The 13,806-nt window shown below is 60.4% G+C and carries 14 protein-coding genes; 9 read left to right on the top strand and 5 right to left on the bottom strand.

The genetic code is table 11. The features are described 5' to 3' along the window. Positions 1–5 precede the first annotated feature (5 nt). Positions 6–1,010 (top strand): ornithine cyclodeaminase family protein, encoded by a 1,005-nt coding sequence (locus tag FHT86_RS12175; protein WP_133706976.1) that lies wholly within the window; start codon positions 6–8, stop codon positions 1,008–1,010. Between the two features lie 30 nt (positions 1,011–1,040). Then, positions 1,041–2,564: a histidine ammonia-lyase gene (gene hutH, locus FHT86_RS12170; protein ID WP_246779429.1), complete on the top strand. Its 1,524-nt coding sequence runs from the start codon at positions 1,041–1,043 to the stop codon at positions 2,562–2,564. Between the two features lie 16 nt (positions 2,565–2,580). Here the strand turns inward: hutH and FHT86_RS12165 are convergent, their stop codons facing one another. Further along, positions 2,581–3,039, bottom strand: a complete 459-nt coding sequence (locus tag FHT86_RS12165) for an RT0821/Lpp0805 family surface protein (protein WP_133706975.1) — start codon at positions 3,037–3,039, stop codon at positions 2,581–2,583. Between the two features lie 63 nt (positions 3,040–3,102). Between FHT86_RS12165 and pdxH the strand changes: the two genes are divergently transcribed. Continuing rightward, positions 3,103–3,723 (top strand): pyridoxamine 5'-phosphate oxidase, encoded by a 621-nt coding sequence (gene pdxH, locus FHT86_RS12160; protein WP_133706974.1) that lies wholly within the window; start codon positions 3,103–3,105, stop codon positions 3,721–3,723. 120 nt (positions 3,724–3,843) lie between these two features. On the opposite strand, the gene FHT86_RS12155 is transcribed toward pdxH, so the two are convergent. Next, positions 3,844–4,890 carry a polysaccharide deacetylase family protein gene (locus FHT86_RS12155; RefSeq protein ID WP_133706973.1) on the bottom strand — a complete coding sequence of 349 codons (1,047 nt, stop codon included), beginning with the start codon at positions 4,888–4,890 and terminating at the stop codon, positions 3,844–3,846. 227 nt (positions 4,891–5,117) lie between these two features. On the opposite strand from FHT86_RS12155, the gene FHT86_RS12150 reads away from it, so the two are divergent. Together FHT86_RS12150 and FHT86_RS12145 are read left to right on the top strand one after the other, a co-directional pair. Continuing rightward, a complete protein-coding gene (locus FHT86_RS12150) occupies positions 5,118–6,401 on the top strand; it encodes a D-alanyl-D-alanine carboxypeptidase family protein (RefSeq protein WP_133706972.1) in 1,284 nt (427 codons plus the stop codon). Positions 6,402–6,513: 112 nt separating this feature from the next. Continuing rightward, positions 6,514–6,822 (top strand): pyrophosphatase, encoded by a 309-nt coding sequence (locus FHT86_RS12145; protein ID WP_133706971.1) that lies wholly within the window; start codon positions 6,514–6,516, stop codon positions 6,820–6,822. 49 nt (positions 6,823–6,871) lie between these two features. On the opposite strand, the gene maiA is transcribed toward FHT86_RS12145, so the two are convergent. The 3 genes from maiA to FHT86_RS12130 form a co-directional block, all read right to left on the bottom strand. Next, positions 6,872–7,504 (bottom strand): maleylacetoacetate isomerase, encoded by a 633-nt coding sequence (gene maiA / locus FHT86_RS12140; protein WP_133706970.1) that lies wholly within the window; start codon positions 7,502–7,504, stop codon positions 6,872–6,874. A gap of 99 nt (positions 7,505–7,603) precedes the next feature. After that, positions 7,604–9,019 carry a metalloprotease TldD gene (gene tldD, locus FHT86_RS12135; protein ID WP_133706969.1) on the bottom strand — a complete coding sequence of 472 codons (1,416 nt, stop codon included), beginning with the start codon at positions 9,017–9,019 and terminating at the stop codon, positions 7,604–7,606. Between the two features lie 63 nt (positions 9,020–9,082). After that, positions 9,083–9,706, bottom strand: coding sequence for an invasion associated locus B family protein (locus FHT86_RS12130; protein WP_133706968.1), 624 nt, complete (start codon positions 9,704–9,706; stop codon positions 9,083–9,085). 338 nt (positions 9,707–10,044) lie between these two features. Between FHT86_RS12130 and coxB the strand changes: the two genes are divergently transcribed. From coxB to FHT86_RS12110, 4 genes are read left to right on the top strand one after another with little or no spacing between them, the layout of a single operon-like run. Beyond that, positions 10,045–10,935, top strand: coding sequence for a cytochrome c oxidase subunit II (gene coxB / locus FHT86_RS12125; RefSeq protein WP_133706967.1), 891 nt, complete (start codon positions 10,045–10,047; stop codon positions 10,933–10,935). A gap of 14 nt (positions 10,936–10,949) precedes the next feature. Beyond that, a complete protein-coding gene (ctaD, locus tag FHT86_RS12120) occupies positions 10,950–12,644 on the top strand; it encodes a cytochrome c oxidase subunit I (protein WP_133706966.1) in 1,695 nt (564 codons plus the stop codon). A gap of 57 nt (positions 12,645–12,701) precedes the next feature. Beyond that, positions 12,702–13,661, top strand: a complete 960-nt coding sequence (locus tag FHT86_RS12115; RefSeq protein WP_133706965.1) for a heme o synthase — start codon at positions 12,702–12,704, stop codon at positions 13,659–13,661. After that, positions 13,658–13,798 (top strand): hypothetical protein, encoded by a 141-nt coding sequence (locus FHT86_RS12110; RefSeq protein WP_034488087.1) that lies wholly within the window; start codon positions 13,658–13,660, stop codon positions 13,796–13,798. The genes FHT86_RS12115 and FHT86_RS12110 overlap by 4 nt, the downstream gene beginning before the upstream one ends. Positions 13,799–13,806: the final 8 nt, after the last annotated feature.

Below are 13,806 nucleotides of genomic sequence, written 5' to 3'. Positions count from 1 at the left end.
ATCCCATGCAGGAAATCTGGATCGACTATTTGAACGCCATCGATACCAAGGCGCTGGCGCTGACCAATGATGAAATCCTCGACGCCGTCAGCAAGGCTCTGGATGCGCAGGGACGCGGCGAGACGGTGATCGAGCCGCGCGTGCATCTGGTGCCTGAAAGTTCCGACAAGGGGCATTTCAACGTCCTCCGCGGCTATGTGAAGCCGCTTGATTATGCCGGTGTCAAAGTGGTCGGCGATTTCGTCGACAACTACAAGCAGGGCCTTCCTTCCGAAATGGCCGTGCTCAATCTTTTCGACCCGCGCACCGGCATGCCGAGGGCGATCATCGACGCCACTGCGATCACCGATATGCGTACTGGCGCTGTCACCGCCATCGGCGCGCGCCATCTCGCCCGCAAGGACAGCAAGGTGCTCGGCCATGTCGGCGCGCGCGGCACCGCCTATTGGAATGTCCGCCTGCTCGACCACCTCTTCGATTTCGAGGAAATCCGCGTGCATTCCCGCCGGCCGGAAAGCCGCGATGCCTTTGCCGCGCGGCTGGAAAAGGATCTGGGCAAGAAGATTATCGTCACCGACAATTGGGAAGACTGCCTGAAGGGCGCGGACATCATGGTCGAGGCCAGCCGCCTGCCGGAGCCAACGCCGCTTTTCAAGACCGCTTGGGTCAAGAAAGGCGCCTTCGTCGTTCCCTATGGCACGATGAGCGCACTGGAATTCGATCTGACCGATATCATGGACAAGGTTGTCGTCGATGATTGGGGCCAATGCGGTCCCGGCCGTCCCTACGGCGCATTGCGCCGGCACGTCGATGAGGGCAAGGTGACGGCGGAAACGCTGCATGCCGAAATCGGCCAGATCGTCTGCGGCGCACGGCCGGGCCGCGAAAGCGACGACGAGACCATCCTCTTTTGGCATCGTGGCCTCAGCACGACGGACGTTGCGCTGGGCGCGGCCATGGTCGACAAGGCGAAGCGGATGAATATCGGCCAGCGCCTGCGCTTCGCCTGAAAACGAATAGCTTGAGAAACGGACAGACGGATGGGTGTGGACGCCAAAAGCATGATCTTCGATGCGTCCGGCGCGGATATCGATGCGATCTGCGCTGTCGCACGTAATGGCGCTGCGGTCACGATCGGCGCCGATGCGATCGCCGGCATCGAGGCCGCCTATGCCTGTCTCGTCCGCCATGCCGGCGAGGGCAAGGCGATTTACGGGGTCAGCACCGGCTTGGGCGCTGCCGTCGATACCCGCCTCGATCCCACGAAGGATTCGGGGCAGCACCGCATTCCACGCCCCCGCGCCGTCGGCGTCGGACGCTTTGCCGAAACGGACGAAGTCCGTGCGATGATCGTAGCCCGCTTAGCCCGCTTCTGCCTCGGCTATTCGGGTGTGTCGGCTGAAGTGGCACAGGCGCTTGCCGGCATGCTCAATCACGCCGTTCATCCGAAGGTGCCGATGACCGGCTCGATCGGCGAGGCGGATCTTCCGCCGCTTGCCCATATAGCCCTGGTGTTGGTCGGCGAGGGGAGAGCCATTCTCCCGGATGGTCGCGAGGTCTCCGGCGCCGATGCCTTGGCGGCTGTCGGGCTTATGCAGCCATCCTTCGGCATCAAGGATGGACTGTCGCTGATCTCTTCCAACGCCGCTTCCGTCGGCCTCGCCTGTCTGCTGCTGCAGGACGTCAGGTGCGTTTTCGATGCGCATATCGGCGCAGCCGCGCTGTCTTATGAAGGATTTCGCGCCAGCCTCGATCCGCTCGATCCGTTGGCAAGCCGCTTGCGACCCGGTCCCGGCCAGGGAGACATCGCGGCGGCGGTCCGCTCGCTGCTCGAAAGGGGCGATCTCACGAAACAAGGGGCTGCACGGCGTCTTCAGGATCCGCTCAGCCTACGCTGCGTGCCATCGGTCTCCGGCGCCGCATTGCATGCGCTGAGGGCGGCATGGGCCGCTACCGAGCTGGAACTGCGCTCCAGCGACGACAATCCATCGGTCCTTGCCGACGAAGATGTCGTGCTGCCGACCGGCAATTTCGATCCGACCCATATGGTGCTGGCCTTCGACACGCTGGCGCTGGCGCTTGCTCGTGTCGCCGCCATGGCGGCCGAGCGCATCATGAAGCTGCTGTCGCCGGGCTTCTCCGATCTGCGGCGTTTTCTTGCCCCGGACGGCGCCGGAGCCAATGGCTTTGGAGCACTGCAAAAGACGATTGCGGCATTGACCGCGGAGATCGGCCATCTGGCGATGCCCATGCCCTTTGCAGTGACGCCGGTCGCCGATCGTGTCGAGGACTATGCGTCGCTCGCCATGTCGGTAATCGACAAGTCCGGCCGGCTTGTGGAGAAGCTGCGATATTTGACCGCGATCGAGCTGATCGTGGCCGCTCGCGCCATCGATTTGCGCGGCGCGATAAAGTTGGGTGAGGGGGCTGCGGCGCTGTTTGCCACCGTGCGCTCCATCGTCCCGCCGCTCGAGTCCGATCGTTCCCCCAGCAACGATATCTACGCGCTTGCAAATTGCATTGCCGCGGGAACGCTGATCGCACCGCTTTTGACCATGAAATGAGATAGAGTAGCGGCGGTCAGCCAGCCTGCTGGAAACTCAGCAACTGCCATTCGCCTTGGCCAATAAGGCAGGTCTTGCCGAAGAAATTGGCGATGCCGTCATAGGAGTGGCGGGTCGTGCGGAACTGGCGGCAAACCTGCCCCGAGGCGTTGTTTTCGACGATCGTATCGATGACGCCGGCGCTTCCCGTCGAGGCATTCGCCCAGGGCACCGGCTGTCCGTGCAGCTTGTTGAGATCTGCCGAAGTCACGGCATTGCGCACGGTGGTCTCGTCGGAAACGCTGTCGGTTGTTACAGGGGCGGTCGGAACGGTGCCTGTGGAAACGCTCCGGTCCACCTTCGCCGAGCTCAGCATATCCATGCCGCCGCCGACGCAGCCGCCAAGGGTGAAAAGGGAGAGAATGGCAATCGCCATCATCGCGCCTTTCGCAAGCTTGCGCTTTGTATGAACCGTCGACTTTGCTATGACTTCCATCCGAGTGTGTTTGCCAAGCCGGGAGCTGGCGATTTTTAGGAAATGCGGAGTATTTAAGCTAATATGTCGGAAAACGAGTTAACAAGCGGTGACTTCACCGAACAGAACGAGCCCTTCGCGCTTTTCGCTACCTGGCTGCGCGAGGCCGAAGCCACTGAGCCGAACGATCCGAATGCAGTTGCCTTGGCAACGGTTGATAAGGATGGATTGCCAAATGTCCGCATGGTTCTTCTGAAAGGTTTCGATAGTCAGGGATTCGTATTCTATACAAATTTCGAAAGCCAGAAAGGCCAAGAAATTCTTTCCCAGAAGAAAGCGGCCATGTGCTTCCACTGGAAATCACTGCGCCGACAGGTCAGGCTGCGCGGCTTGGTTGAAGTGGTGAGCGAAAAGGAAGCCGACGAATATTTCAAGACGCGCGCCCGCGGCAGCCGCATCGGCGCCTGGGCGTCGAAGCAGTCACGTCCGCTCGAGGGCCGTTTCGCGCTGGAAAAGGCGGTTGCCGAATATACTGCCCGCTACGCCATCGGCGATATTCCGCGCCCTCCCTATTGGTCCGGCTTCCGCATCCGGCCGCTCTCGATCGAATTCTGGCACGATCGCCAGTTCCGCCTGCACGATCGCGTCGAGTTCCGCCGCGACGTGCCGGAAGGCGCCTGGGAAAAGGTGCGGATGTATCCGTAACGGATTATGCCGACGCCCAAAGCATGTCGCGCAAAAGTGCGCAGCGGTTTTGCGATAACGACATTCGCAAATTCAAGAGCCTAAAGCGCGAGAAGCGAGTCTGAAAGATCGCGATGCGCTTTAGCGGCCCATCAGCCGCATGGGAATGCCGGAGGCGAGCGCCGAGGCGTACCTAGCCTTCTGGTAATGGCCGTTCAACGATAGCCGCGGCAGATGGGTGATCGCAGCAGTATTAGCCGCTGCGATCGTCCCAGGCCGGGTCGTGACACCGACAGAAAACCCGAGTTCTGCCGCAAGCCGGGCTTCGCGGGGGGAGACCGCATCGGCCGTGCCATAGGGATAGGCGATCGCCGCCGGCCGCCGGCCAACGATGTCGGCGACATAGTCCGCCGACAGCGCCATTTCTGCCGCTGCTTCCGCCTCCGGCAGGCGTGCAAGCGCCCGGTGACTCACCGTATGGGCGCCGAGCGAGGCAAGGGGGTGATGGATAAGCTGCTTCAATTCCTCGCGGTCCATGATCGAAGCACGTACGAGATCGAGCGGTTCCAGGCCGTTCTTTCGAGCCAGCTCGTCTATCCGCGCGACGGCTTCCGTCTCGTCGCGGCCATGAACATAAACGGCGAAGCGGGCAAACACGGCTTGCCGTTGGCCGGCTTTGTTGAGGTCGAAACTTTCCGCGCCCATGCCGAAATCGAACGTCAAGCGGTTTAGCCGGTTGAGCAGGTCGGCCAGCGTCTCCCACCATATGCTGTGCGTCCGCTCCGACAGGCCCTGGGCGACGAAGACCGTGAAGGGCGTACCGTGGCGGGAAAAGACCGGCAGCGCGTGGTCGAGATTGTCCCGATTGCCGTCGTCGAGTGTAAAAGCAGCAAAGGGTGGCTTGTTGCGATCACTTGCGATACGTTCCGGCAACGCATCCAGAGCGATGAAATCATAACCGTCGCGTTTCAGCCGGGTGATTACGCGATCGAGGAATTCGGGCGAAATTTCAAGATGTGCGTTCGGGGCGAATGTTCGAGGCAAGGGAGGGCGGACATGATGCAGGGTGAAGATGGCGCCGAGGCCGGCGACGTCTCGCATCAGGCCGAGGCTTTTCAGAATTGCGGCGGTTTCCAGCCCGCCGGAGATCGCGGCGCGCTTGAGACGGATTCTGATGTCCTGCTCCATGGGATTGACCCGGTTGATGAATGCCCATGCTGTAGCTCATCCGCCGTTAAGTCTTGCTGAATCAACGCCATCTTTTCAATGTGTTAACCGTTATTTTACCAGCAAAGGCAAAATTGGAAATCTATCGAGGGTGTTGCCTCAATATCGCACCGAAATCAGGCTTTTGTCGCAAAGGCGCACAATGGTTTGATGCGGTGTATTGGCATTTGTTTCAGTTGGGGACGAATATGAAAAAACTTTTGATGGCCCTTTCTGCGGCCGTCTTGCTGTTGAGCGCACCTGTGGCGAGCTTTGCCGGCAGCGCCTATTTCATCATGGACGCGAAGTCCGGCAGGGTTCTGGCTTCAGACAATGCGGATGATCTCAACCATCCCGCCTCGCTGACCAAGATGATGACGCTCTACCTGACCTTCGAGGCGATCCATCGCGGCAAGCTCAGTTGGAACACGGCGATTCCGGTGTCGCGCAACGCCGCCGGCAAGCCCCCGACCAAGCTCGGCCTGAAGCCGGGCAGCACTCTCACGGTTCGGGATGCCGTCAACGGCATGATCATCAAGTCCGCCAACGACGCCGCCGCCGCCATGGGCGAAGCGCTGGGCGGCAGCGAAAGCGGCTTTGCCCGGATCATGACGCAGAAGGCGCGCGAACTCGGCATGCGCCGTACCGTCTTCACCAATCCCTCAGGCTTGCCGAGCATGCAGCAGGTGACCACCGCGCGCGACATGTCGACGCTCGCTGTTGCGCTCATCAACAACTATCCTCAAGAATACCGGCTGTTTTCGCAGTCGGGCTTCACCTATCGGGGCAGCCGCATTCGTGGCCATAACAATCTGATGTATCGCTACGAGGGAATGGACGGCATCAAGACCGGCTACACCAATGCCTCCGGTTTCAACATCGTCAGCGCCGTACGCCAGGGCAACCGCCGCGTCATTGGCGTGGTCATGGGCGGCGCGACTGCCCGCGGCCGTGACGCATTCATGGCTTCCCTTCTCAATCGTTACGTGCCGAAGGCTACTCCCGCCGCCGCGTCGCGCCTCGTGGCAAGCGTCGGCGGTGCAAAGCAGGTTGAAGTTGCTTCGGTGACGGATGAAGTTGCTGTCGATGTCGATACCCAAACCACGGCCACGACACGCAAACACGCCGAGTTCACCCCGGCTCAGGCTCCACTCGCTTTTGCTGCCACGACGAATGTGACCGTGCCGATGGATCGCCCGATGGCGATGGATGAAATTCAAAATGCCGGCAGGCCGGCGACCGGCGGTTGGCAGGTGCAGATCGCGGCCACTCCGACGGCGCAGGCCGCCAAGGACCTGCTTTCCGAAGCGCAATCCAAGGCCGGCGATGCGCTTGCCAATGCCTCGCCCTATACCGAGGCTGTCGGAAAGGGTGGCAACACGGTCTACCGCGCCCGCTTTGTCGGCTTCGGCAGCCGCGATGACGCGAATTCCGCCTGCATCGCGCTGAAGCGCAGAGATTTCAACTGCATGCTGCTGCCGAGCAAGGGTTGAGCAGAAGTCAAGATATGGAACTATCGAGACGGCGGGGCGCAAGCTCTGCCGTCTCGACATTTGCAGTAGAATCGTTCACGTATGTTTTGAGAACATACGGGGAACGATATTGATGCTGTCCGGCTTGATTCAACAATTCGAAAAAGCCTCCGCCACTTACGCCACGGCAAACGGTGTCGAGCGCGACGACGACTGGTTTATTCTCAAGCTGCAAGAGGAGATGGGCGAGCTTACCCAGATCTGGAACAAGATCACAGGCCGAGGAAGACACAAGGGCATGACTGACGAAGAACTGGCGACGGCACTCGCCGACGAGACCGCGGACGTCCTTGGCCATGTCCTCCTATTCGCCCACCGCAATGGCCTCGATCTTGCCGCCGCCGTCGAGCGGAAGTGGCTGTTTCGGCCAGAGGAGGGGTGAGGCTGTGGATTGGCGGATTTGCGCTATTGAGCCATTAGCGCACCGCTGCTTATGAGCGAGGGAAGTCGGCCTGTGCCTCTGGGCGCGCAAGCTGAAAAGCCTCGAGTTCGTTGCAGCGCTCTTCCGTTAGCAGAAGCAGCGCATAGGCGGATAGATCGATCCCAAGGCGGCGGGCCGCACTCAATTGAGGAACGAGATGCAGATCGGCCCAACCGGGATCGGTGCCGAAGCAGAAGGACCATTGAATCGGCCTGCGTCGCAAAGTTTCTTCTAGAGCTTCCAGACCCAGCACCAGCCAATGATTGACCCAGGTCGCGACCTTTTCGTCATCGACCCCCATATCGGATTGCAGAAAGCGCCTCACGCGCTGAACGCTCAGGGAATGCCTCTCCGAGGCAATGAGGGCGGCAAAAGCTCTTGCCTCCGCACGGACGACAGGATCGGCAGGCAGCAAGCTTGGTTGAGGATAAGTCCCTTCCAGATAATCGAGGATTGCCGAAGATTGAGCTATGATGCGGCCGTCGATATCGAGGGCAGGCAGGAGACCTTGAGGGTTGAGCCGCGCATACTCTCCAGGTTCCAACGCACTCACGGGAACATAGATGAACGATATGGCCTTGAGGTGCAGTGCTATGCGCACTCTTTCTCCCGCAGAATTCTGCCAGCGTGACAACAAGCGCATCAGGGAAAGCCCTCATGGGTCATCCAAGGTTTCAATGGTCGCCGGTCGAGCCGACCCTTTTATAGGGCGATGTTTCCAAACATGCCCCAGAGGCAAACCTCAAGCCTTTGTCCCGCCGACCGTCACCTGATCCATGCGCAGATGCGGTTGGCCCACGCCGACGGGGACCCATTGGCCGCCCTTGCCGCAATTGCCGATGCCGGTATCGAGCTTCATGTCGTTACCGATCATCGAGACGCGCTTCATCGCATCCGGACCATTGCCGATCAGCATGGCGCCCTTGATCGGGGCACCGACCTTGCCGTCTTCGATCAGATAGGCTTCGGTACAGCCGAAGACGAATTTGCCGGAGGTGATGTCCACCTGGCCGCCACCGAAGGAGACGGCATAGATGCCCTTCTTCACCGAGGCGATGATCTCTTCCGGCGTCTTGTCGCCGCCGAGCATATAGGTGTTGGTCATGCGCGGCATCGGCGTGTGGGCATAGCCCTGCCGGCGGCCGTTGCCGGTCGCCTTCATGCCCATCAGGCGTGCGTTCTGCCGGTCCTGCATATAGCCGACCAGTCTGCCGTTTTCGATCAGCACATTGTAGGCCGATGGTGTGCCTTCATCGTCGACGGTGATCGAGCCTCGGCGATTTTCGATCGTGCCGTCGTCGACGACGGTCACGCCCGGTGCGGCGACCATCTCGCCCAACAGCCCGGCGAAAGCCGAGGTCTTTTTGCGGTTGAAATCGCCTTCCAGCCCGTGGCCGACCGCTTCGTGCAGCATGACGCCCGGCCAGCCGGAGCCGAGAACGACATCCATCGTGCCGGCCGGCGCATCGATCGCTTCGAGATTGACCAGCGCCTGGCGCAAAGCTTCGTCGGCGCCACGGCGCCAGCTTTCTTGCGTGATGAAATCGCCGAAGCCGACGCGGCCGCCGGTGCCGAACGAACCTGATTCCTGCCGGTCGCCGTCGCCGACCATCACCGAGATATTGATGCGCGTCATGGGCCTGATGTCGCGAACGCGATGACCGTCGGCACGCAGGATATCGACCACCTGCCAGCTCGCGCCAATGGAGGCCGTCACCTGACGCACTTTACCATCCTTGTCGCGCAGATAGCTGTCGATCTCCTGCAGCAGCTTCGCTTTATCCTCGAAGCTCGGGCTCCCGATCGGGTTCTCGTCGCTGTAAAGCACCGTGTTGGTGCGCTGAGGGGCGGCGGCGTAGGAACCGGCATAGCCGCTGGTGACGGCGCGCACCGCATCGGCCGCGCGCTTCAGCGCCGCTTCCGAGAGATCGCCTGCATGGGCATAGCCCACCGCTTCGCCCGCAACGGCGCGCAGGCCAAAGCCTTGTTCGGTGTTGAAGCTGCCACCCTTCATGCGTCCGTTGTCGAAGGTCAGCGATTCCGCCTGGATATGCTCGACGAAAAGCTCGCCGTCGTCGGCACCGGCAAGTGCCTCGGCGACAATGCCGCGCAGCTTGGTTTCGTCGGTGTCGAACAAGGTAAGGAGATCGGTATTCATGATAAGGTGCTCCGTTCAGAGCCGATGTAGGTTTCGGACGACGAGAGAGCAAGCCCTGTCGATTTACGGAAGCGCGTCGTAGCCCTCGGCAAAGCCTTTGAGATCGACAGGGATGCCGATGCCTTCCTCCGGAGACTGGAAGACGATGAAGGTGGCGGTCGCGCCACTCCGCAACGTCTTCAGCAGCTCGTCCTCAAGCACCACTTCTGCATAGCAGCCGTCCGAAAAGCAGCGCACGAAATAGGCGCGGCCGATATCTTTGCCGTCGACGTTGAGGCCGAGGCCGTTCGGCAGCAGCACACCGAGCGGCGCCAGCACGCGAAGGATCTTCGATTTACGGTCGGCGGTCTTCAGCACGACGACCGAAAGCCCGACTTCCGGCCGGTCCTCGGCGATGACGTTCTGCATCAGCGCGCACTGTTCGGTTGATGCGCCGGCCGGCTTGTCGCAGACGACGGACCATGCGCCGTGACTCGAACGCACCGTACCCGGCGGTTGTGGAACTTGGCTGGTCGGAAGCTGCTGGGTATGCGCCGGCGGCTGCTGGCCCTGTTGCTGTGGTTGCAGTTGTTGGGTCTGCGGCGCCGGCTGTGTTTGCTGTGCCTGCTGCGCCAGAACGGGCGCTGCAGCCGCGGCAGCGATGCTGGCGGTGACAAACCAAAGCCGGGCGAGGGAACGTAAACCCATGGAAACCTCTAGATTCGAATCAGTGCCGCTATTGTTGAAGCCCAGGCCGGCAAATGAAAAGCCCCGCGTGCTGAATTCCAATCGACTGCGGCGGAAATACGACCTGTATCCCATTTTGCCCCGGCAATGCGATGGACCATCATGCAATTTTTCGTATGATGATGAAATGCTTGCCATGTTTCGACGGGCGGAGGGAGTATACTTCGCGCAAAAATGCCGCACGGACAAATGTCGGGAGTTGTTGCGGAGTGCCCCAAACTGTGGTTTGAAGCGCAAAGGACTGTAGGGATACTGCGTTTGAGATTGATCTGGGATCAAACGCTGGAGGGAGAGACATCGTGATTAAGAGGGCTTACGCAGCTCTGGCGGCTATCGCCTGTCTGCTTTTTGCGACCGGCAGCTATGCCGATCAGCCAAGACCGTGGGAAACCGGCCTGCAAGAGGCGGCGACCGGCAACATGCATGAAATCCGCTGGTTCGAAGCATACACGCTTTGGTTTATCGTTCCGGTCACGCTGCTGGTGCTCGTCCTCTTGATCGTCGTCATGGTCAAGTTCCGGGCCTCGAAAAATCCGGTGCCCTCCAGAACGAGCCATAATACGCTGATCGAGGTCATCTGGACCGTGGGGCCGGTTCTCGTTCTTCTGTTCTTGGCCGTTCCGTCCTTCGATCTTCTGACTGCGCAGCTAACCTTTCCGCAAAATCCTGACGTGACCGTCAAGGCGACGGCCACGCAGTGGCAGTGGAACTATGAATACGAAAATAGCGGCAACACCCCGCTGGACTTTGATTCCTTCCTCCTGAAGGATCAAGACCGCACTGCCGCCGGCAAGGAAGACAAGTCGAAATATCCGCGGCTTCTCGCCGTCGACAACGAGCTGGTGCTGCCGGTCAACAAGGTCGTGCGCGTTCTCGTCACCGCTGCACCGACGGACGTCATCCACTCTTTCGGCATGCCGTCCTTTGGCCTCAAGATTGACGCCGTTCCGGGGCGTTTGAATGAAACCTGGTTCAAGGCCGACCATGAAGGCCTGTTCTACGGCCAGTGTTCCGAGCTCTGCGGCAAGGACCACGCGTTCATGCCGATCGCCATCCGCATCGTCTCCCAGGATCAATATCAGCAGTGGCTGACCACTGCCGCCAGCGACCTGAGCAAGGCGAACAAGGCCCTGATGGCCGCCGTCGATCAGCCGGCTACCGTCAACGTCGCTGAAAACACGGCTGAGTAAGAGGGATAGGGACAATGGCTGGATCTACGGCACACGACGATCATTCGCACGCTCTTCATGACGCCCATGCGCATGACGATCACCACTCTCACAAGCTCAGTTTCGCCGACCGCTGGCTCTTTTCGACGAACCACAAGGACATCGGCACCCTCTATCTGATCTTCGCGATCTTTGCCGGCGTCGTCGGCTTCCTGCTGTCTGTCGCGATCCGCATGGAATTGCAGGAGCCAGGCATCCAGATCTTCAGCGGTCTGGCTTCCATGGTCTACGGCTATTCTGGCGACGCCTCCATCGATGGCGGCAAGCAGATGTACAACGTCTTCGTCACCGCTCATGCGCTGATCATGATCTTCTTCATGGTCATGCCTGCAATGATCGGCGGCTTCGCCAACTGGATGGTGCCGATCATGATCGGCGCGCCGGACATGGCTTTCCCGCGTCTGAACAACATTTCCTTCTGGCTGATCGTTCCTGCCTTCCTGCTGCTGATCCTGTCGATGTTCGTCGAAGGCCCGGCTGGCGCTTATGGTGCGGGCGGTGGCTGGACGATGTATCCGCCGCTATCTGGCCTCGTCGGACATCCCGGCCCGGCGGTCGACCTGGTGATCTTCGCGCTGCATATCGCCGGCGCCTCGTCGATCCTCGGTGCGATCAACTTCATCACCACGATTCTCAACATGCGCGCTCCGGGCATGACGCTGCATAAGATGCCGCTGTTTGCCTGGTCGGTGCTGATCACTGCCTTCCTGCTGCTCCTGTCGCTGCCGGTTCTCGCTGGCGCCATCACCATGGTACTGACCGACCGTAACTTCGGTACGACGTTCTTCGCGCCGGAAGGCGGCGGCGATCCGATCCTCTATCAGCACCTGTTCTGGTTCTTCGGTCACCCGGAAGTCTACATCCTGATCCTGCCCGGCTTCGGCATGATCAGCCACATCATCTCGACCTTTTCGCGCAAGCCGATCTTCGGCTATCTCGGCATGGCCTACGCTATGGTCGCCATCGGTGCCGTCGGCTTCGTCGTCTGGGCGCACCATATGTATACGGTCGGCCTGTCGCTCGACACGCAGCGTTACTTCGTCTTCGCGACGATGGTCATCGCTGTCCCGACCGGCGTGAAGATCTTCTCCTGGATCGCGACGATGTGGGGCGGCTCGATCGAGTTCCGCACACCGATGATCTGGGCGATCGGCTTCATCTTCCTATTCACGGTCGGCGGCGTCACCGGCGTCCAGCTCGCCAATGCCGGCCTCGACCGCGTATGGCATGACACCTACTACGTCGTGGCGCACTTCCATTACGTGCTGTCGCTCGGCGCTGTCTTCGCCATCTTCGCCGCCTGGTACTATTGGTTCCCGAAGATGACCGGCTACATGTACAATGAGAAGATCGGCAACGCGCACTTCTGGATCACCTTCGTCGGCGTCAACATGATATTCTTCCCGCAGCACTTCCTCGGTCGTGCTGGCATGCCGCGCCGCTACATCGATTATCCGGATGCTTTCGCTGGCTGGAATTTCGTCTCCTCCATTGGCTCCTATGTCGCAGCCGTCGGCCTTTGCTTCTTCTTCTGGGGCGTCATCGACGCTTTCGTGAAGAAGCGCGTTGCCGGCAACAATCCTTGGGGTGAGGGTGCGACCACTCTGGAATGGCAGCTCCCTTCGCCGCCGCCGTACCACCAGTGGGAAGAGCTGCCGCGCATCAAGTAGCTTATTTTCGGACGCCGTGATAAGCGGCGTCCGACTGAACTGACATTGGATGAAAGAATGACGGTTATCGACAATCACGAAGTGCTCGCGAAGAAAGGCGAAAACGGCTTGTCGGAAGCGAGTGCGCGCGATTATTTCGAGCTGCTGAAACCGCGTGTGATGTCGCTGGTCGTCTTCACCGCCTTCGCCGGTCTGGTGCTCGCGCCGGGCCACATCAACCCGGTTCTCGGCCTGATCGCTATTCTCTGTATTGCTGTGGGTGCCGGCGCGTCTGGCGCGTTGAACATGTGGTACGACGCCGATATCGACGCGGTCATGAGCCGCACGGCACGCCGTCCGATCCCGGCAGGCCGCGTTACCGCTTCCGAGGCGCTTGCCTTCGGGCTGGTGCTGTCAGGTTTCTCGGTGACGATCCTTGGGCTTGCCGTGAACTGGCTTTCGGCCGCGATCCTCGCCTTCACCATTTTCTTCTACGTCGTTATCTACACGATGTGGCTGAAGCGCTCGACGCCGCAGAATATCGTTATCGGTGGTGCCGCCGGCGCTTTCCCGCCGGTCATCGGCTGGGCCTGCGTCACCGGCAATGTCACGATCGAGAGCGTCGTGCTCTTCCTGATCATCTTCCTGTGGACGCCGGCGCATTTCTGGGCGCTGGCGCTGTTCAAGATGCGCGATTACGAGGCCGTCGGCGTTCCCATGTTGCCGAACGTCGCGGGCGTGCCGGCCACCAAGAACCAGATCGTCGCCTATGCTGTGCTCACGGCCGTCGTCGGCGTCGTGCCGGCATTCATGAGCTTGGCGAGCCTCGGCTATGGTATTGTCGCAGCCGCACTCGGCGCGATCTTCATATACTGTTCCATCGCCGTCTGGCGCATGCCGGATGGCGATGTGAAGATGATCCCGGCGAAGAAACTCTTTGGCTTCTCGATCTTCTATCTCTTCGCAATCTTTTCGGCATTGCTGATCGACCGGCTTGTGGTCGTGCTGATGTCTGGCGGTGCGGGAGGCTGGCAATGATCGAACTCGTGAAGCTCACGGAAGCGCAAAAGAAATCGCGGCGAGGGCGCAACATCGCGCTCGGCTTGGTGCTCGCCGGTCTGGTGATCCTGTTCTACGCGATCACCATTATCAAGGTCGGCACCGGACACGTTTGAGGAGGCGT

This window comes from Rhizobium sp. BK313 (genome assembly GCF_014193655.1).
Classification (GTDB): domain Bacteria; phylum Pseudomonadota; class Alphaproteobacteria; order Rhizobiales; family Rhizobiaceae; genus Rhizobium.
This window is presented reverse-complemented; position numbering and strand designations above follow the sequence as displayed.

Coding starts and splice junctions, on each gene's coding strand:
- FHT86_RS12175 (WP_133706976.1), top strand. CDS start 6: ATGCAGGAAATCTGGATCGACTATTTGAACGCCATCGATACCAAGGCG.
- hutH (WP_246779429.1), top strand. CDS start 1,041: ATGGGTGTGGACGCCAAAAGCATGATCTTCGATGCGTCCGGCGCGGAT.
- FHT86_RS12165 (WP_133706975.1), bottom strand. CDS start 3,039: ATGGAAGTCATAGCAAAGTCGACGGTTCATACAAAGCGCAAGCTTGCG.
- pdxH (WP_133706974.1), top strand. CDS start 3,103: ATGTCGGAAAACGAGTTAACAAGCGGTGACTTCACCGAACAGAACGAG.
- FHT86_RS12155 (WP_133706973.1), bottom strand. CDS start 4,890: ATGGAGCAGGACATCAGAATCCGTCTCAAGCGCGCCGCGATCTCCGGC.
- FHT86_RS12150 (WP_133706972.1), top strand. CDS start 5,118: ATGAAAAAACTTTTGATGGCCCTTTCTGCGGCCGTCTTGCTGTTGAGC.
- FHT86_RS12145 (WP_133706971.1), top strand. CDS start 6,514: ATGCTGTCCGGCTTGATTCAACAATTCGAAAAAGCCTCCGCCACTTAC.
- maiA (WP_133706970.1), bottom strand. CDS start 7,504: ATGCGCTTGTTGTCACGCTGGCAGAATTCTGCGGGAGAAAGAGTGCGC.
- tldD (WP_133706969.1), bottom strand. CDS start 9,019: ATGAATACCGATCTCCTTACCTTGTTCGACACCGACGAAACCAAGCTG.
- FHT86_RS12130 (WP_133706968.1), bottom strand. CDS start 9,706: ATGGGTTTACGTTCCCTCGCCCGGCTTTGGTTTGTCACCGCCAGCATC.
- ctaD (WP_133706966.1), top strand. CDS start 10,950: ATGGCTGGATCTACGGCACACGACGATCATTCGCACGCTCTTCATGAC.
- FHT86_RS12115 (WP_133706965.1), top strand. CDS start 12,702: ATGACGGTTATCGACAATCACGAAGTGCTCGCGAAGAAAGGCGAAAAC.
- FHT86_RS12110 (WP_034488087.1), top strand. CDS start 13,658: ATGATCGAACTCGTGAAGCTCACGGAAGCGCAAAAGAAATCGCGGCGA.